The following is an 18721-nucleotide window of genomic DNA, read 5'->3' as shown; positions in this document are numbered from 1 at the left end:
CTCGTGAAAATACGGGGAACAAGCCATGAAGACGCCGAAGAAGATTCTCAACGACCCGCGCCGCGCCACCGACGAGATGATGGAAGGCCTGGTGCTGGGCTATGACGGCAAGGTGGGCAAGGTGGAGGGGCACGGCGCCTTCTTCCTGAAGCAGATTCCCGATGGCAAGGTGGCGCTGCTGGTGGGCGGCGGCAGCGGGCATGAGCCGATCTTCGGCGGATTTCTCGGTTTGAACCTGGCGGATGGCGCGGCGGCGGGCGAAGTCTTCACCTCGCCATCGCCACAAACCATCTGCGAGGCGGCGCGCGCCATTCACCGGGGCAAGGGCGTGGTCTTTGTCTATGGCAATTATTCCGGCGACACCATGAACTTCGACATGGCGGCGGAATTCCTGGCCGCCGAGGGCATCGAGACGCGCACCATCCGCGTGCGCGACGACGTGGCGGTGGGCGCGCCCGACCGGCCGGACGAGCGGCGCGGCATTGCGGGTGACGTGTTCGTGATCAAGATCGCGGGTGGAGCGGCGGCCGAGCTGGGCGATCTCGACGCGGTGGCGCGCGTGGCGGCGAAAGCGGAGGCCAACACGCGCTCGATGGGCGTCGCGGTGTCGCCGGGGTCACTCCCTGAGTCGGGGAAGCCCACCTTCGAACTCGGTGATGACGAGATCGAGATCGGCATGGGCGCGCATGGCGAGAAGGGGGTGAAGCGGCAGAAGCTGACCACCGCGGACGACATCGTCGACCAGATGATGGCGCCGATCCTGCGGGACCTGCCCTATCGTTCAGGTGACGAGGTGGCGCTGCTGATCAACAATCTCGGCGCGACGACGATGTTCGAACTGCTGATCGCCAACCGGCGGGTGCGGCAGATCCTGGATCGCGAGGGCATCACCGTCTATCGCAGCTTCGTCGGCTCGTGGCTGACGTCACAGGAGATGGCAGGTTTCTCGATCTCGCTGATGAAGCTGGATCAGGAGTTGAAGCATTATCTGGATCTGCCGGCTGCGAGCTTCGGGTTCAGCTCACTTTAGTTCCTCACTGCGCTCCCCCACGATCATCATGCGCGGGCTTGACCCGCGCATCCTTTCTCGAGCGTCCCAAAAGGATGGCCGGGTCAAGCCCGGCCATGATGAGACGTAAGGATGTTCGCAGGCTCAGCAGCTGCCATCCAGCTTGTTGATCGCCTCGACATTGGCGGCCGAAGCGCCCTTGGGATCGAACTCCGAGGCGAGCCACGTGTCGACGATGGCCTTGGCGAGTTCCGGACCGATGACGCGGGCGCCCATGGTGATGATCTGGGCATTGTTGGACTTGGCGGCGCGTTCGGCAGAGTACGTGTCATGCGTCAGCGCGGCGCGGATGCCCGGTACCTTGTTGGCCGAGATGCAGACGCCGATGCCGGTGCCGCAGATCAGGATGCCGCGCTGGTATTCGCCGTCCTTCACCTTGTGGGCGAGGTTGGCGGAGAGATCGGCATAGAAACCCTGCTGGCTCAGGTTCGTCACCTGGTGCTCGGGCTTCGACTTGAGGTGCGCCTCGATCACGTCGAGGAGCGGCTTTCCGGCGCTGTCGGCGCCCAGTGCGATCTTCATGCTGTCTCTCCCAATCTGCGTATGACGGCATCGATGATGCCGATGTAACCTGCGGGGTCCCAGGCGGACCTGCCGATGAAGAGCCCGTCAATATCCGACATGGCCGCCAGGTCGCAACAGTTCTGCGGGTTGACACTGCCGCCATAGAGGATGGGGAGCGGCTGGCCGGTGAGCTCTGCCGTGAGTGTCTTGAGCCTTGCGTGCTGGGCATTGGCGAAATCCGGGTCGGCCGGAATGCCACCCTCGCCGATGGACCAGACCGGTTCATAGGCGATGATGACCTTGCCGGGTGCTGCCCTGCCGACGTCGCGCAACGCGTAGCGTGTCTGCTTCGCCAGCACGTCCGCCGTGGCGCCCGCCTCATACTCGCTGCGCGTGTCGCCGATGCAGACCAGTGCGATGAGGCCTTGCTTTACCGCCGCTGCCACCTTTTTCGAGACCGTCTCGTCGGTCTCGCCGAAATGCGTGCGGCGCTCGCTGTGGCCGAGTTCGACGAGCGTGGCGCCGCAGTCCCTGACCATCAACGGCGAGACCTCGCCAGTCCAGGCGCCTTGGGTCTCCCAGTGCATGTTCTGCGCGCCGATCTTGACCCTGGTGCCCGACAGGATGTCGGCCACCTCGGCGATATAGGGGAAGGGCGGGATGACGAAGGGCTGGGCCTTCGCGGTGGTGGCGAAGGGCGAGGCTTTCAGGGCTTCGGCGAAGGCGCGCGCCTCCCCCCGAGTCTTGTTCATCTTCCAGCTGGTGCCGATCCACGGCGTCTTCATCAGTTGTATCCTGTCTTCGTGTAGGGCGCCCAGTAGGCGACGGATTCCTTCAGCGCCGCCACCACGCTGCGGTCGGCGGGCTCACGCTCGCGGAAGGCGAGTTCGAGGCAGAGCTCGTTGTCGGTGCCGCCGCCGGCCTTGACCGCGGCGATGAGCTTTTCCGGCGTGATGCGGCCATTCTCGTTGTATTGCGCGGTGAAGGGCCAGTGGCCGCCCTTGTTCATGGTCGACTGCTTGATGTGGATGATGGGCGACTGGGTGGCGAAGTCCCTCGCCCAGGCGAAGGGATCGACGTCCGCCGGGTTGGGCGATGTCACATCTCCGTGATCGATGTCGACCATGGGCTTCAAGGGGAGCGGCAGCTGCGCCGCGTCGATCCAGTCCTGCAGCGCCTGCGTGTCCTTCAGCGTGTGGCCCAGCTCGCGGCCGACCGACATGGGCTCCCAGAACAGCCAGGTGAGGCCGCGCGATTTGGCGTGTTCGGCCACGTCGCGCCAGCAGTCGAGCGCCACCTGCATCAGCTCGGCGCGGCGGCTGACGTCATCGTAATCCCTGAAGGTGAAGATGCCGAACTGCGTGCCGATGGCGGGGGCGCCGAGATCGCCCGCGATCTCCGCCATGCCCTTGAACCAGTCGACATAGTATTGCCGAACCTCGGCATCAGGATGGGCGAAGTGGTTCAACCGGCCATAGGGACCCGTCATGATCGAGGTGATCTGCGCCCGCTTTTGCACACAGGCCTTTGCCATGCGGTCGGTGAGGCGCTTGATGGTGGCCGCTTTCCACGAGGGGTTGATGAACTCGTGCACCAGCTGGATGTGGCCGATGCCCACCTCATCCGCCAGCGTTGCAATCAGATCCTCCGGTTCCGCGAAGCGGTTCACGAAGGGGTTGGTATTGACCGAAAGCGAAAATCCCATGTGACGAAGCCTGCTGTTTTGCAGCGCAATATCGAATTTTGTTGACGCCGGAGCTTATCTGAAAAATATTGCACCTCAAGAAAAAATTTTCACGACCAAATGGGAAGACGTTGACGCTGCACCAGCCAGCCCCTCAGGTGGACGAGGAGGCCGCACTCGCGGCCCGCGCCGCGTGGCTGCATTTTGCGGGCGGCAAGACGCAGGGCGAGGTTGCCGAGCTTCTCGGCGTGCAGAGCACCAAGGCGCATCGGCTGATCGCGCGGGCCCGTGCCGACGGGCTGATCCGGGTTTTCGTCGAGGGGCCGATCTCCGGCTGCATCGCGCTGGAGGAGAAGCTGAAGGCGGATTACGGTCTCGCCTTCTGCGAAGTCGTTCCCAACATCGATGAAGGTTCGCTGCCGCTGCGGACCCTCGGCATGGCCGGGGCACGCTACCTGCGGAACCTCATTGAATCGGCCAAGTACCGCATGATCGGCATGGGCCATGGCCGCACGCTGGCCACCGCCGTCGACCTCATGCCGAGTGTTGCCGCGAACGGCACCAGGTTCGTCTCGCTGCTCGGCGGCCTGACGCGGCGCTTCGCGGCGAGCCCCTTCGATGTGATCCACCGCCTGGCCGAGCGCACCGCCGCCGAGGCCTATGTGATGCCAGTGCCGTTCTTTGCCAATACCGAGAAGGACCGCCAGGTGCTGGAGGCGCAGTACGGCGTCTCCGACGTCATCGCCATGGCGAAGGAGGCCGAACTCTACATCGCCGGCATCGGCGAGGTGGACCGCAAGAGCTTCATCGCCACCGCCGGCATGGTGGACGAGGAGGACGTCGAGGAAGTGATGAAGACCGGCGCCTGCGCCGAGCTTCTGGGCCACTTCTTCAACGAACACGGCGAGCACCTGCCGAATTCCGTTTCGGCGCGCGCCATGGCGCCGCGCTTTGCCGATCTGAAAAGCCACAGGATCGTCGCCCTTGCCGGCGGCACGTCGAAAACTCGGGCCATCCGCGCCATCCTTGCGCACGGACTTCTTTTCGGCCTGATCACCGACGAGGCGACAGCCAAGCGCCTCGTCTCGCTGAAACCGGGACGTGAGCCCGGCAAGAAGAACGGAAAACCCGCACCGGGCTAACAAGAAGACCCCACAACCAACGGAGGAATGGGAATGTTCGAGAAAGAAAAGGGCCTCTTCGACGCCTTCGTGGCGAAGAAGATGAGCCGCCGCGAATTGATCAACGGTACGGCTAAGCTGGGCCTCACCGCCTCGGCCGCCGGCATGTTCCTGACCCAGGCGCAGACCCGCGCCATGGCTGCCGACTTCGACTGGATGAAGTACAAGGGCACCAAGCTGAAGCTGCTGCTCAACAAGCACCCCTATGCCGATGCCATGATCGCCAATATCCAGACGTTCAAGGACATGACCGGCATGGACATCTCGTGGGACATCTTCCCCGAGGACGTCTATTTCGACAAGGTGACGGCGGCACTCTCCTCCGGCTCGACCGAGTATGACGCCTTCATGACCGGCGCCTACATGACCTGGACCTATGGCCCGGCCGGCTGGATCACCGACCTCAACGAGTTCATCAAGGACCCGGCCAAGACCAATCCCAACTACAACTGGGAAGACGTACTGCCGGGCCTGCGCGCGTCCACCTCGTGGAACGGCGTGCCGGGCGGCGAGCTCGGTTCGGCGGATGCCAAGCAGTGGTGCATCCCGTGGGGCTTCGAACTCAACAACATCTCCTACAACAAGAAGATGTTCGACAAGGTGGGCGTGCAGCCGCCGAAGAACATCGGCGAGATGATCGAGGTCTCGGCCAAGCTGACCAAGGACCTCGGTGGGCCCTACGGCATCGGCGTGCGCGGCTCGCGCTCGTGGGCGACGATCCACCCGGGCTTCCTCTCGGGCTATGCCAACTTCGGCGAGAAGGACTTCAACGTCACCGACGGCAAGCTGAAGGCGGCGATGAACTCGGCGGGCTCCAAGTCCTTCCACAAGGACTGGGTGAAGATGATCCAGGAGTCGGGCCCGAAGAACTGGTCGACCTATACCTGGTACCAGGTCGGCACCGACCTCGGTGCGGGCGCTTCCGCCATGATCTTCGACGCCGACATCCTCGGCTACTTCATGAACGGCGGCGACAACAAGGAAGCCGGCAACCTGGGCTATGCGCCGTTCGCGGCCAACCCGGCGGCCTCGGCGCCCACACCGAACGTCTGGATCTGGTCGCTGGCCATGAACAATGCCGGCACCCAGAAGGACGCCACCTGGTACTTCCTGCAGTGGGCGACCTCCGTCGAGCATGACCTGTTCGGTGCGCGCAAGATGGACTTCGTCAACCCGGTCCGCGCCTCCGTCTGGAAGGACGAAGAGTTCCGCGCACGCATCGACAAGTCCTATCCGGGCTACCTCAACCAGTATGAAGTCTCGGCACCGGGTGCCAAGATCTACTTCACCGCCCAGCCGCTGTTCTTCGACCTCACCACGCTGTGGGCCGAGAACCTGCAGAAGATGGTGGCCAAGGAAATCGCGGTCGACGAAGGCCTCGATGCGATGGCCGCCGAAATGGACAAGAAGCTGGCTGAAGCCGGTCTCGGTTAAGTAACAACTGGCGCGCGGGGAGACGCCGTCTCCCTGCGGCACGCCTCGCGCGCCTTTTCCCCTTTTCGCCTTTTCTGGAAGTCCGGGCCTCCCGCATGACAGCCGCCACCACAGAGATGCAGAGCCCCGTGAAGCAGAGCCGCTTCATGCGCCGGGCGCTCCCCTACATCCTGTCGCTCCCTGCACTGCTCATGTGCATCGGGATCCTCATCCCCTTCTTCACCGCCGTCTATTACTCGATGCTGCGCTACCGGATGAACCTGCCCGCCATGAAGGGCTTCATCTGGTTCGACAACTACATCAATTTCTTCACCGACCCGAAGTTCTGGAACACCGTCTACATCTCGCTCACCTATGCCTTCCTGACGGTGGGGCTCGAACTGCTGCTGGGCCTCGGCATCGCGCTCCTCCTGCAGCGGCCGTCGCGCTTCAACAACATCGCCTCGATCATGCTGCTGCTGCCGCTGATGACGGCACCCGCATTGGCCGCACTGATGTGGAAGCTGATGACGCATCCGGATTTCGGCATCCTCAGCTATCTCCTCAGTGTCGTCGGCATCCAGAACTTCAAGTGGGCATCCGACCCCGCGACGGCCCTCTTCACCGTCGTGCTGGTCGACATCTGGGTCTACACGCCCTTCATCATGATCCTGCTGCTGGCCGGCCTGCGCTCGCTGCCGAAAGCGCCCTTCGAGGCCGCCGCACTCGACGGCGTGCCGCGGAGCTTCGTGTTCTTCCGCATCACGCTCCCCATGCTGATGCCCTACATCATCACCGCGACGCTGTTCCGCCTGCTCGATTCGATCCAGCAGTTCGACATCATCTATGCGATGACGCAAGGCGGCCCCGGCGACAAGCTGCTCGTCTTCCAGGTGCAGGCCTATCTCGACTTCTTCCAGGCCACCAATGTGGGCCGGTCCGCAGCACTGATGATCATCCTCTGGGCGATCACCTATGCGCTGTCGAACGTGTTCATCAAGCAATGGCTCAAGCTTCGCGAACGCGCCCACGGAGCGCACTGACCCATGGACCATACATCGACCTTCGAGAAAGTCCTGCGCGGCCTGGCCGTCACGCTGGTGCTCGTCTTCTTCCTTTTCCCCATCGTCTGGATCTTCCTGATGTCGCTCCAGACCAACGAGACGATCCTGCGCATTCCGCCGTCGCTGTCCTTCACGCCGATCATCGACAACTACACGGCCCTCGTCACCGGCCAGCTCCGCACCGCGGCCGGCAGCCTGCAGCTGAACTTCATGCAGAACCTGTTCAACTCGGTGCTGCTGTCGGTGTGCTCGGTGGCGCTCTCGCTGGTGCTGGGCGTGCCGGCGGCCTATGCCTTTGCGCGGTTCAAGTTCAGGCTGGGTGAGGACATCGCCTTCACGCTTCTCTCCTTCCGCTTCGCGCCGGCCCTGCTGGTGCTGCTGCCCCTGAGCCTCTATTTCAAGACGCTGGGCCTCACCAACACCTATATCGGGCTCATCTGGGTCTACCAGCTGATCTGCCTGCCGCTGATCCTGTGGATCGTGCGCGGCTATTTCGAGGACATCAGCCCCGACATCGAGCATGCCTACCGCATTGCCGGCAACAGCTGGTGGAAGACCTTCACGCGGATCTCGATCCCGCTCGCCAAGCCCGGCATCGCGGCGGCGGGCCTCCTGGCCTTCATCTTCGCCTGGAACAACTTCGTCTTCGCGCTGATCCTGGCCTCCGCCGACAAGCAGCCGGTGACGGTGGGTGCGCTCGCCTTCGTGACGGCGTCGGGCATCCAGTATGGCCAGATCGCGGCGGCCATCATCCTGTCCATCACGCCCACGCTGGCGCTGGCGCTCTATGCGCAGCGCTACCTCGTCGAGGGACTTTCCATGGGTGCGGTGAAGGGATGAGCCAGCTTGCCATCAAATCGCTCGCCAAGACCTATGGCTCCTTCAAGGTCTTCGACGGGCTGAACCTTTCGGCGGAAGCCGGCGAGATCGTGGTGATCTTCGGCGGCTCCGGCACCGGCAAGACCATCCTGCTGCGCCTGATCGCGGGCGTCGAGGAGCCTACCGCAGGCGCCATCGAGATCGCAGGCCATGATGTGTCCGACATCGCGCCCGAGCACCGCGGTGTGGGCATGGCCTTCCAGAACTTCGCGCTGTTCCCGCACATGAATGCGTCCGAGAACATCGCAACGCCGCTGCGCGCGGCGGGAGCGGACGAGAGCAAGGTTGCTGCCGGTGTGGCCAAGGTGGCGAAGCTGCTGAAGATCGACCATGTGCTGAACCACAGCCCGCGCGAACTTTCCAACGGGCAGAAGCAGCGCACGGCACTGGCCCGCGCGCTGGCGGCCTCGCCGAAGATCCTGCTGCTCGATGACCCCCTGCGCAATGTCGACGCCAAGCTGCGCTTCGAGATGCGCCTCGAGCTGCCGCGCCTCTTGCGCCAGTCGGGTGCCACGGTTCTTTACGTGACGCAGGACTACAAGGAGGCCATGGCGCTGGCGGACCGCATCGCGGTGCTGGCCAATGGCCAGTTCGTGCAGACGGCTTCGCCCGAGGACATCTACATGCGCCCGGCGACGCTGGGCGTGGCGCGGTTGTTCGGCGATCCCTCGATCAACACGGCCGAGACGGTGATCGAAACCCAGGGCGGCACCCATGTCGTTCTCGGTGGCACGCGGGTGCCGCTGGCCGACAGTTATCGCGGTTTCGCCGGACGTGAAGTGATCTTCGGCGTGCGGCCGGAATCGGTGACGATCGGTTCGGAGGGCGTCGAGGCCGAGGTGATCGCCGTGACGCCGCTCAACGAGCGCACCGTGCTGCTGCTGCAGAACCCCAATGGCTGGGAGTTCCTCGCATCGCTGCCCTCGACCGCCAGCAACATTCCGGAGGCCGGTTCCAAGGTGCGCGCCAGCTTCGCCGCCGCCGGCACCCATCTCTTTGACCGCCAGACCGGGGAGCGCCTCGATGGCTGAGCTCGACATCACCAAGGTCGACAAGATCTATCACTCCCGCAAGGGCGACGTGCATGCGGTGAAGGCATTGGACCTCGTCGTGAAGCCAGGTGAGATCGTGGCGCTGCTCGGCTCCTCCGGCTGCGGCAAGACCTCGACGCTGCGCATGATCGCGGGCTTCGAGGAGGTCTCCAACGGCTCCATCACGCTGGGCGGCAAGCCCATCCACACGCTGCCGCCGGCGGCGCGCGGGGTGGCGATGGCCTTCGAGGCCTATTCGCTCTATCCGCCGCTCACCATCGGCGAGAACATGTCCTTCGCGCTCAAGGCCTCGAAGCTGCCGCAAGCCGAGCAGGACAGGCGCGTCAAGGCCATGGCCGAGATGCTGGAGATCGCGGATATCCTGAACAAGTATCCGACCTCCGTCTCCGGCGGCCAGCAGCAGCGCGCCAGCCTGGGCCGCGCGCTGGTGCGCGATGCCGGGCTCTACCTCCTCGACGAGCCGATGGGGCAGCTGGAGCCGCAGCTGCGCGCGGTCTTGCGCGGGCGCATCAAGCATTACCTGCGCGAGCACAACTGCACGACCATCCTCGTCACCCATGACCAGACGGAGGCCAATGCGCTGGCCGACCGCATCGCGGTGATGGAAGGCGGTGTCCTCCAGCAATATGCAACACCCGCCGAACTGAAGGCCAAGCCCGCCAACCTCTTCACCGGCACCTTCATCGGCGAGCCGCCGATGAACGTGTTCACGGCGGACGTGAAGGCAAATGGCGAGACGGTTGCCTTCACGGTCGAAGGCGGTGCCACCCTCTCCTACCCGGCGGCCGATTTCTCGCCGCAGCTGCGCGAGGCGCTGGCGCGCAATCCGAGGATTGCGCTGGGCATCCGCCCGCATGCGCTGCACCTCGGCGAAGGGGCCGTGAAGGGCAAGGTCGTGGCCTGCCAGTGGCTGGGCGACCAGACGCATGTGGCCGTCGATGTGGCGGGCCGCACCGTCGTCTCGGTGTCGCAGGAGCGCGTGGCGCGCGCGCCCGGGAGCGATGTGGCGCTGAAGGTGGCGGCGCGCGACCTGCACCTCTTCGATCCCGCTTCCGGCAAGGCCATCGCCCATGGAGACGCGCTGGCATGAAGGACGGCGTGCTGATCGGCATCGATGCCGGCACATCGGTCATCAAGTCCGTGGCCTTCAGCACCACGGGCGAGCAGATCGCGGCGGCCGCGATCCCCAACCGCTACCAGACCTTCCCCGATGGCGGTGCCGAGCAGGACATGGCCCGCACCTGGGTTGACACCGCCGCGACGCTGAAGGAACTCTCCGACAAGGTGCCGAACCTGCGTGATCGGCTGATCGCCATTTCGGTGACGGGCCAGGGCGACGGCATGTGGCTGATCGACAAGGCGGGCGAGCCCGTGGCGCCGGCCTGGCTGTGGCTCGACGCGCGCTCCGCCGCCATCACCGAGGCCTTCGCCCAGAGTGCGGACTATCCCGCGCATTACCAGCGCACGGGAACGGGCGTGAATGCCTGCCAGATGAGCATGCAGCTCGTTTGGATGACGCGCAACCGGCCTGACCTGCTGGCGCGCGCCACTACGGGCTTCCACTGCAAGGACTGGCTCTATTTCAAGCTCACGGGTGTTCGCGCCACCGACCCGTCCGAAGGCAATTTCACCTTCGGGCAATACCGGACGCGGAGCTATGCGCCAGACGTGCTCGACGTGCTGGGCGCATCGGATGCGAAGTCGCTGCTGCCGGAGATGGTGGAAGGAACACAGGTCGCAGGCGCACTGACGCCCGAGGCCGCGGCGCTGACGGGGCTCAAGGCCGGAACGCCGATCACGCTGGGCTATGTCGACGTTCTCTGCACCGGGCTCGGCGGCGGGCTTTATGACCCGAAGGGCGAGACCGGCTGCACCATCGTCGGTTCCACCGGCATGCACATGAAGATCGCGCCGTCCGCCGCGCATGTGAAGCTCAACAGCGAGCTCTCCGGCTATACCATGTGCTTCCCGGTGCCCGGCATGTATGCGCAGATCCAGTCCAACATGGCGTCCACGCTCAACATCGACTGGCTGCTGGACGTGGGGCGCGATGTCCTCGCCTCGCAAGGCGTCGAGCGCTCGCGCGGCGACCTGCTGAAGGGCCTCGACGAGCGCATCATGCAGGCGGAGCCCGCACGCGCCATCTATCACCCTTACATTTCGCAGGCGGGCGAGCGCGGTCCGGTGATGGAGCCCGCGGCGCGGGCCATGTTCACCGGACTCGAGCTCGGCATGGGCTATGCCGACCTGATGCGCGCTGTTTTCGAAGGTCTCTGCTTCGCTTCGCGCGACTGCTACTCCGCCATGGGCGAGATTCCGCGCGAGGTGCGCGTCACCGGCGGTGCCGCGCGCTCAGCTGCGCTGCGCATGATGCTGGCCAGCGCGCTGAAGGCCAATGTGCGCAGCGTGCAGCGCGAGGAGGCGGGTGCCGCCGGTGCCGCCATGATGGCCGCGGTGCAGCAGAAGCTCTATCCCGACATGGATGCCTGCGTTGCCGAGTGGGTGAACCCGCTGCTGGGCGCGGTGACAGTTCCCGACCCATCGCTGACGGCGCGTTACGACGGCGCCTTCGGCATCTACAAGGAAACCCGCGAGACAATGCGCCCCCTGTGGCGCACCATGGTGGCTAATCGTGCTTCGTAAGATCTCCGTCATCGGTGACCGTTTCATGCTCTCTTCCATGTTCGAGGAGGCGCTGCGCGAGCGTTGCCGCCTGTTCGAACTCTCGATCCGCACCCACGACATGCCCTGGCCCGACGAGCCGATGGAGCATGGCTATGCGGTGCAGGGCATGGACGGCCTGAAGGAATACATGGGGTCCGCCGACGAGGTGGTGGAGCTGACGGGTGATGCGGAGATTCTCGTTACGCAGTTGGCCCCGCTGTCTGCAGGCATCATGGACCGGCTGCCCAACCTGAAATTCGTCGCCGTGTCGCGCGGCGGGCCCGTCAACATCGACATGAAGGCAGCACGCGAGCGCGGCATCACGGTGGTCAACACGCCGGGCCGCAATGCCTCCGCCGTCGCAGAATTCACCATCGGCGCCATCCTCAACGAGACGCGCAAGATCACGCAGGGCCACGACGCGCTGCGCCGCGGCGAGTGGCGAGGCGACCTCTACCGCGCCGACCTCACGGGCCAGGAACTCTCCGAGATGACGGTGGGCCTCATCGGCTATGGCGAGGTGGGCCGCCGCGTCGTCAAGTTCCTCAAGGTCTTCGGCTGCCGCATCCTGGTGAGCGACCCTTACGTGCAGTTGACGGCCGATGATCTCAACGACGGCGTGATCCAGTGCTCGCTCGAGCGCGTTCTGGCCGAGTCGGACGTCGTGTCGCTGCACCCGCGCGTGACGGCGGAGACCACGAAGATGATCAACAAGGACACGCTCGCGCAGATGAAGGACGGCGCCTATCTCATCAACACGGCGCGCGGGCCCCTGATGAATTACGACGATGTCTACGAGGCGCTGGTGACGGGCAAGCTCAAGGGCGCGATGCTCGAGACCTTCGACGTGGAACCCGTGCCGCCGGACAACCGCTTCCTCAAGCTTCCCAACGTCACGCTGACGCCGCACATCGCGGGCGCCTCGGTCAAGACGGTGAGCTATGCCGCGGGCCTCGCGGCGGAGGAAGTGCGTCGCTATCTCGCGGGTGAGCCCGCGCTCAACCGGTGCTGATGGACAGGGTGCCATGCAGGAGCTGAAGCCGGTCGATCTGGTCGTCATCGGGGGCGGCATCAACGGGGCGGGCATTGCGCGCGATGCAGCGGGCCGCGGCCTCTCCGTCATCCTGTGCGAGAAGGATGACCTCGCACAGGGCACCTCGTCACGCTCCGGCAAGCTGATCCATGGCGGCCTTCGCTATCTCGAATACTACGAGTTCCGCCTGGTGCGCGAGGCGCTGATCGAGCGCGAGGTGCTGCTCAACGCCGCCCCGCACATCGTCTGGCCGATGCGCTTCGTGCTGCCGCATTCACCCGAGCAGCGGCCAGCCTGGCTGGTGCGGCTGGGCCTGTTCCTCTACGACCATCTCGGCGGCCGCAGGAAGCTGCCCGGCTGCCGCAACATCGATCTGCGCCGCGATCCCGAAGGCAAGTCGATCCGCGATGAATTCACCCGCGCCTTCGAATACTCCGACTGTTGGGTGGATGACGCGCGGCTCGTGTCGCTCAATGCGCTCGACGCCAAGGAGCGCGGCGCGCTGGTGATGACGCGCACATCGGCGACGGCGGCGCGGCGCGTCGATGGTGCGTGGGAGGTGGAGTTCACCGCAGCGGATGGAGCGCAGTCGAAAGTGCGCGCCCGGGCCATTGCCAATGCTGCGGGGCCGTGGGTGGAGAACGTCATCAATGGCGTGGCGGGGTCGAATTCTCCGCGGCGCGTGCGGCTGGTCAAGGGCAGCCACATCATCGTGCCGAAATTCTGGTGGGGGCCGCAGGCCTATCTGTTCCAGAACGACGACAAGCGCGTGATCTTCGTCAATCCTTACGAGGGCGACATGGCGCTGATCGGCACCACCGACATCCCCTATGAGGGGCGTGCGGAGGACGTGGCGATCGATGAACGCGAGGTGGATTACCTGCTCGCCGCCATCAACCGCTACCTGAAGTCACCGATCACCAGGGACAAGGTGATCCACGCCTTCTCCGGCGTGCGGCCGCTCTACGACGACAATGCCGAGAACCCCTCGGCGGTCACGCGCGACTATGTCTTCGACGTGGCGGGCGAACCGCCGATGCTTTCGGTGTTCGGCGGCAAGATCACCACCTACAGGAAGCTCGCCGAACATGCGCTGGAGAAGCTGAAGCCGTTCTTCCCCCAGATGAAGCCGGCCTGGACCGCAGCGGCACCCCTGCCCGGCGGCGACATGCCGGACGCCGATTTCGAGCGGTTCCTGTCACGCCTCAGCGAGGCGACGCCGTGGCTGCCGGATGAACTGGCCCACCACTATGCCAGGCTCTACGGCACGCGCACGACGGACGTGCTGAACGGGGCGCGCGATGTTTCCGGGCTCGGCCAGCATTTCGGCGGGCTGCTGTACCAGGCGGAGATCGATTATCTCCGCCGGGCCGAGTGGGCGCTGACGGCGGAAGACGTGCTGGACCGGCGCACCAAGCATGGCCTTCACCTGTCGGCAGGGCAGCGCGAGGCGGTGCGGCGCTACATGGGCGGCTGAATTTCCACTCGCACGTGACCCCGCTTTGTGGAACCATGCGCGGCCATGAGCAGTGACGAGGATGAGGGCGACGGCCACATGATCGCCTGGCCGCTGGAGCGGCTGGCCCGCGTGCTGCGGGCGCGCGAGCACGAGGACGGCCTGAACCCCGCGCAGCGCGAGGCGCTGCGCTACCTCGCCCGTGCCAACCGCTTCTCCAACACGGCGCAGGCCCTGACGCGCTATCTGGGTGCCACCAAGGGCACCATCTCGCAGACGCTGATGGCGCTGGAGCGCAAGGGGTTGATCACCAAGGCGAAGCGCAATGCGCGCAAGGCGGTGCAGCTGACGCTGACGCAGCAGGGCCTTGCCGTGCTGGCGAAGGACCCCTGGATGGAGCTTTCTTCCGGGGTGGAGGAGCTGGGCGGCAAGACCCGGCGGCGCATGCAACGCGGGCTCGAGGAGCTGCTGGCGCGCGAGCTGAAGCGGGCGGGACTTGCCAGCTATGGCCTCTGCGCCAGTTGCCGCTTCTTCCGCGAGAAGGGGCGTGACGGGGATGCGAAGGGACCGCATCTCTGCATGCTGTTCGAGGATGCGCTGTCCAATGACGACGCGGCCCGCATCTGCGCCGCGCACGAGCCCGCGAGCTAGCGCCAGACGGGGAGGCTGGTCAGCACCGAGGCGGCGATCAGGGCGAAGCACAGGCGGCGGAACACCTCCGGGCTGGCGAAATGGAAGGCGCGCGAACCCGTGAACAACCCGAGCGCATAGGCCGGTGCGACAAGGGCCGCGAGCCAGAGGGCCTGCGCCGTGATGATGCCGGAGGCGAGATAGCTGATGAAGGTGAAGACCGTGGTTGCGCCGAAGAACAGGATGATGGAGGCCCGCACGGTGCCATGCGTCTCCTTGCCGGAGAGCCAGTAGGCGACGACGGGCGGGCCCGTCATCTGCGCCAGCCCGCCGAAGAGGCCGGCGACGGCGCCGACCGCCGCGGTGACGGGTGCCCGCGGCGTGCCGTGATAGCGCCAGCCGGAGAGCAGCAGCAGCAGCATCGACGAGGCGAGACCGCAGATCACCCAGCGCAGGAGCAGCGGATCGGCATGGCGCAGGATGAGCGCGCCGAGTGGCACGCCGATGACGGCGCCGGAGGCCATCAACGCGACGTCGCGGCGGCGCGCCAGCAGCCAGGCGCGTGGCAGGAAGCCCAGGGACAGAACGCCGTCGGCGACGAGCAGCACCGGGGCCGCCACCGCGGGTCCCACCAGCGCGCTGCCGGCGGGCATGAAGATCAGCGCCGCGCCGAAGCCCGAGAAGCCGCGTGCCAGGCCGGCGATGCCGGCGACAAGCACGGTAAGGGCGAGCGTCAGGATGCTGAACTGATCAAACGAGGAGGGCACGGGCCCTTCATGAGCCCGTGCCCCCGAATCTGCAAGCGTGCGGAGGTTACTCGGCGGCGAGCTGCACGGTGGGGCTCGCAGCCTTCACGTCGGCACCCACCTTGGCTTCGAACCTGGCGAAGTTCTTGACAAACATGCCGACGAGCTTCCTTGCCATCGCGTCATAGGCGTGCCTGTCAGCCCAGGTTTCACGCGGGGTCAGGATCTTGGTGTCGACTCCTTCGACGGCCTCCGGCACGGCGAAGCCGAAATTGGCATCGGTGCGCATCGGCACGTTGTCGAGGCGGCCTTCGAGCGCAGCGTTGAGCAGCGCGCGCGTGGCCTTGATCGGCATGCGGTGGCCCTCGCCATAGGCACCACCCGTCCAGCCGGTGTTGACCAGCCAGCAGGAGACGTCGTGCTTGGCGATCAGGTCACGCAGCAGCTCGCCATAGACGCCCGGATCGCGCGGGATGAAGGGGGCGCCGAAGCAGGTGGAGAAGGTGGCCTGCGGTTCCGTCACGCCGCGCTCGGTGCCCGCCACCTTGGCGGTGTAGCCCGAGAGGAAGTGATACATGGCCTGCGCCGGCGTGAGCTTGGCAATGGGCGGCAGCACGCCGAAGGCATCCGCCGTGAGCATCACGATGGTCTTGGGGATCGGCGCGGTGCCGGTCCTGGACGCATTGGGAATGGCCGAAAGCGGATAGGCCGAGCGGGTGTTCTCGGTGAGCGAACCGTCGTGCAGGTCGAGCTTGCGCGTTGCGGGATCGATCTTCACGTTCTCCAGCACCGTGCCCCACATTTCGGTGGTGGCGTGGATCTGGGGCTCTGCCTCCTTCGACAGCTTGATGACCTTGGCGTAGCAGCCGCCCTCGAAGTTGAAGAGGCCGTTCTCCGACCAGCCATGCTCGTCATCGCCCACCAGCGTGCGGGAGGGATCGGCCGAGAGCGTGGTCTTGCCGGTGCCGGAGAGGCCGAAGAACACCGCACTGTCGCCCTTGTGGCCAACGTTCGCCGAGCAGTGCATGGGCATCACGCCCTTCTCGGGCAGGAGATAGTTCAGGACGGTGAAGACCGACTTCTTCATCTCGCCCGCATATTGCGTGCCGCCGATGAGAACGAGGCCGTTGGCGAGATCGAGCGCGATCACCGTTTCGCTGCGCGTGCCGTGACGCGCGGGGTCTGCCTTGAAGGAGGGCAGGTCGATGATGGTGAGCTTGGGCGCGAAGCCCGTCTGGTCCTCCGGCACGATGAGGAGGTGCTGGATGAAGAGCGCGTGCCAGGCATATTCGGTGATGACGCGGGTGGGCAGCTGGTAGGCCATTTCGGCGCCACCGGCGAGGTCCTGCACGAAGACGTTCTTCAAGCGGGCATGGGCCATGAAATCCTTGCGCAGCGTCTCGAACTGCTCGCGGCTCATCGCCTTGTTATTGTCCCACCAGATGGTGTTTTCGGTGGTGGCATCACGCACCACGAACTTGTCATTGGGGCTGCGGCCGGTGTGCTGGCCGGTGGTGACGACGAGGCCGCCACCTTCCGCGACGAGGCCTTCGCCACGCGAAATCGCATCCTGGTACAGCACGGCAGCCGGCGCGTTCCACGAGATCTTGTCCAGCCAGGCAAGCCCAAGATCGGCAAGCTGGGCGCGGATGAGGGCGTCGGCGGCTGTGTCCATGTCGTGCTCCTGTGAACCGTAAGGGCAACTGTTAAGTCCGCCCGGGGGGTCCTGCAAGAGCAAAATGATGGAAAAGCCTAGTTTACATCAAAAGTATGCGGTATCGTACATCATTATCTGAGACTAAAACCTAAACTCGCGTCTGCTCCCCCAGTTTCGCGAGGCATGAACGCAAGGCCCCACCTGAATAGACGGGCGTGCCGAAGGGCAGTCTGAGGACCTCCTCGCCGCGGCGGAGATCCGCGCCGTCAGGGTCGATTGCCATGATTTTCCAGCCTCCGGCTGTGGCACCCAGAAGCTTTTCGGCGAACCGCTGGATGGCGTCCTCGTGATCTTCATTCATGTGCTGCACTGCACCCTCCTCCAGCGCGATCATCTCATCGGCTGAGGGGAACAGCTCATTTGCGGGGATGGTCTCGATCCGGCCGAAGCCGGCCACGGCATGGGCGAGCTCCGGCTCCAGCCGCCAGAAGGCGAAATCCCCGAAGCCGGCATAGAGCTCCGCCGCGGGGTGGCGGGCGAGATAGCGGCGGCTGACCTCGCGGCCCTCGACCCTGGAAAAGCGGCCCATGACGGTGACCCGGGCGCCCGTCAACGCGTCGCCCTCGGGCGGCATTTCGGCCACCATGACGCTGCCGCGGGGATCCGCCAGCAGGTTGCGGGTGTGCCAGGCCAGGGTCGAGACCAGGATGACCGGGCAGCCCCGGACGTCCGTCGCCAGATTGACGAGCGAGGCATAGGGGATGCCGCCCTCGGCATTCAGCGTGCCCAGGGTGCCCGTGCGGGCCCTCCGGAGCAGGTTGCGGGCCTCGTCCGCGCTGAAACTTCTGCGTTCACTCATGAACATACCTCGCAATTCCGGTGCGGAATGCCTATCATGTCTGCCACATTTTGTTCCAGTTCCGCCCCTACTGCCAATGGAAGGACATAGTTGAAGGGATGAACAAGAAGATGCCCACCATTGCGCTGGTCGATGACGACCGCAACATCCTGACGTCCGTCGGCATGGCGCTCGAGAACGAGGGCTATGCGGTGCAGAAGTACAATGACGGTGCGGCAGCCCTGCAGGGCCTGCAGGACAATCCGCCCGACATGGCCATCTTCGACATCAAGATGCCGCGCATGGACGGGATGGAGCTGTTGCGCCGCATCCGCCAGAAATCCGACCTTCCCGTCATCTTCCTCACCTCCAAGGACGACGAGATCGACGAACTCTTCGGGCTCAAGATGGGGGCGGACGACTTCATCAAGAAGCCGTTCTCGCAGCGCCTGCTGGTGGAGCGCGTCAAGGCCGTGATGCGCCGCGTCGTGAACCGCGACGTGACGGCGGCCCCCACCGAGGCCGCCAAGGTGATCGAGCGCGGCAAGCTGGCCATGGACCCCGACCGCCATTCCTGCACCTGGGACGGCAAGCCCGTGACGCTGACGGTCACGGAATTCCTGATCCTGCAGTCGCTGGCGCAGCGCCCCGGCATCGTGAAGAGCCGCGACGCGCTGATGGATGCGGCCTATGATGACCAGGTCTATGTCGATGACCGCACCATCGACAGCCACATCAAGCGGCTGCGCAAGAAGTTCAACGCGGTCGATGCCGAGTTTGACGCCATCGAGACGCTCTATGGCGTGGGCTACCGCTTCAAGGAGCAATAGGACCGGACCTTCGGGCCCGGT

At 65.2% G+C, this 18721-nt stretch carries 18 protein-coding genes; 12 read left to right on the top strand and 6 right to left on the bottom strand.

Annotated elements, in window-relative coordinates; genetic code table 11:
• The first annotated feature begins 25 nt into the window (after positions 1-25).
• Positions 26-1030, top strand: coding sequence for a dihydroxyacetone kinase subunit DhaK (locus tag DK847_RS11865; protein WP_111198736.1), 1005 nt, complete (start codon positions 26-28; stop codon positions 1028-1030).
• Positions 1031-1153: 123 nt separating this feature from the next.
• Here DK847_RS11865 and derI read toward each other — a convergent pair whose 3' ends face one another.
• Genes derI through DK847_RS11850 form a run of 3 tightly spaced genes read right to left on the bottom strand, consistent with a single transcriptional unit; the run spans position 1154 to position 3278 of the window.
• Positions 1154-1591 carry a D-erythrulose-4-phosphate isomerase gene (gene derI, locus DK847_RS11860; protein WP_111198735.1) on the bottom strand — a complete coding sequence of 146 codons (438 nt, stop codon included), beginning with the start codon at positions 1589-1591 and terminating at the stop codon, positions 1154-1156.
• Positions 1588-2358: a triose-phosphate isomerase gene (locus DK847_RS11855; protein ID WP_111198734.1), complete on the bottom strand. Its 771-nt coding sequence runs from the start codon at positions 2356-2358 to the stop codon at positions 1588-1590. The genes derI and DK847_RS11855 overlap by 4 nt, the downstream gene beginning before the upstream one ends.
• Positions 2358-3278, bottom strand: a complete 921-nt coding sequence (locus DK847_RS11850) for a sugar phosphate isomerase/epimerase family protein (RefSeq protein WP_111198733.1) — start codon at positions 3276-3278, stop codon at positions 2358-2360. Before DK847_RS11850 ends, DK847_RS11855 begins: the two co-directional genes overlap by 1 nt.
• Positions 3279-3388: 110 nt before the next feature.
• Between DK847_RS11850 and DK847_RS11845 the strand changes: the two genes are divergently transcribed.
• The 10 genes from DK847_RS11845 (at position 3389) to DK847_RS11800 (ending at position 14650) form a co-directional block, all read left to right on the top strand.
• Positions 3389-4399, top strand: a complete 1011-nt coding sequence (locus DK847_RS11845; protein WP_111198732.1) for a sugar-binding transcriptional regulator — start codon at positions 3389-3391, stop codon at positions 4397-4399.
• 33 nt (positions 4400-4432) lie between these two features.
• Positions 4433-5872, top strand: a complete 1440-nt coding sequence (locus DK847_RS11840) for an extracellular solute-binding protein (protein WP_111198731.1) — start codon at positions 4433-4435, stop codon at positions 5870-5872.
• A gap of 95 nt (positions 5873-5967) precedes the next feature.
• Positions 5968-6894 carry a carbohydrate ABC transporter permease gene (locus DK847_RS11835; protein WP_193548196.1) on the top strand — a complete coding sequence of 309 codons (927 nt, stop codon included), beginning with the start codon at positions 5968-5970 and terminating at the stop codon, positions 6892-6894.
• A gap of 3 nt (positions 6895-6897) precedes the next feature.
• Positions 6898-7755, top strand: coding sequence for a carbohydrate ABC transporter permease (locus DK847_RS11830; protein WP_111198730.1), 858 nt, complete (start codon positions 6898-6900; stop codon positions 7753-7755).
• Positions 7752-8825, top strand: a complete 1074-nt coding sequence (locus DK847_RS11825) for an ABC transporter ATP-binding protein (protein WP_111198729.1) — start codon at positions 7752-7754, stop codon at positions 8823-8825. The genes DK847_RS11830 and DK847_RS11825 overlap by 4 nt, the downstream gene beginning before the upstream one ends.
• Positions 8818-9936, top strand: a complete 1119-nt coding sequence (locus DK847_RS11820) for an ABC transporter ATP-binding protein (RefSeq protein WP_111198728.1) — start codon at positions 8818-8820, stop codon at positions 9934-9936. The genes DK847_RS11825 and DK847_RS11820 overlap by 8 nt, the downstream gene beginning before the upstream one ends.
• On the top strand, positions 9933-11489 hold the full coding sequence (locus DK847_RS11815) for an FGGY-family carbohydrate kinase (RefSeq protein WP_111198727.1): 1557 nt from the start codon (positions 9933-9935) through the stop codon (positions 11487-11489). Before DK847_RS11820 ends, DK847_RS11815 begins: the two co-directional genes overlap by 4 nt.
• 25 nt (positions 11490-11514) lie before the next feature.
• On the top strand, positions 11515-12522 hold the full coding sequence (locus DK847_RS11810; RefSeq protein ID WP_204508328.1) for a 2-hydroxyacid dehydrogenase: 1008 nt from the start codon (positions 11515-11517) through the stop codon (positions 12520-12522).
• Between the two features lie 13 nt (positions 12523-12535).
• Entirely contained in the window at positions 12536-14020 is a 1485-nt protein-coding gene (locus DK847_RS11805; RefSeq protein ID WP_111198725.1) for a glycerol-3-phosphate dehydrogenase, read from the top strand.
• 45 nt (positions 14021-14065) lie between these two features.
• Complete coding sequence (locus DK847_RS11800) at positions 14066-14650, top strand: MarR family winged helix-turn-helix transcriptional regulator (RefSeq protein WP_111198724.1); 585 nt, start codon at positions 14066-14068, stop codon at positions 14648-14650.
• On the opposite strand, the gene DK847_RS11795 is transcribed toward DK847_RS11800, so the two are convergent.
• The 3 genes from DK847_RS11795 to DK847_RS11785 all read right to left on the bottom strand — a co-directional run bounded on the left by DK847_RS11795 (position 14647) and on the right by DK847_RS11785 (position 17891).
• Positions 14647-15396, bottom strand: a complete 750-nt coding sequence (locus tag DK847_RS11795; RefSeq protein ID WP_111198723.1) for a sulfite exporter TauE/SafE family protein — start codon at positions 15394-15396, stop codon at positions 14647-14649. The genes DK847_RS11800 and DK847_RS11795 overlap by 4 nt on opposite strands.
• A gap of 46 nt (positions 15397-15442) precedes the next feature.
• Complete coding sequence (locus tag DK847_RS11790; RefSeq protein ID WP_111198722.1) at positions 15443-17050, bottom strand: phosphoenolpyruvate carboxykinase; 1608 nt, start codon at positions 17048-17050, stop codon at positions 15443-15445.
• Between the two features lie 130 nt (positions 17051-17180).
• Positions 17181-17891 carry a HugZ family pyridoxamine 5'-phosphate oxidase gene (locus DK847_RS11785; RefSeq protein ID WP_111198963.1) on the bottom strand — a complete coding sequence of 237 codons (711 nt, stop codon included), beginning with the start codon at positions 17889-17891 and terminating at the stop codon, positions 17181-17183.
• A 110-nt stretch (positions 17892-18001) separates the two neighbouring features.
• Here DK847_RS11785 and DK847_RS11780 point away from each other — a divergent pair, with 110 nt between their 5' ends.
• Positions 18002-18700 (top strand): response regulator transcription factor, encoded by a 699-nt coding sequence (locus tag DK847_RS11780; protein WP_111198962.1) that lies wholly within the window; start codon positions 18002-18004, stop codon positions 18698-18700.
• The last annotated feature ends 21 nt before the right edge of the window (positions 18701-18721 follow it).

Source organism: Aestuariivirga litoralis, assembly GCF_003234965.1.
Taxonomy (GTDB): Bacteria; Pseudomonadota; Alphaproteobacteria; order Rhizobiales; family Aestuariivirgaceae; genus Aestuariivirga; species Aestuariivirga litoralis.
Note: the sequence above shows the minus strand (reverse complement) of the source record. Positions and strands in the feature narration are given on the sequence as shown.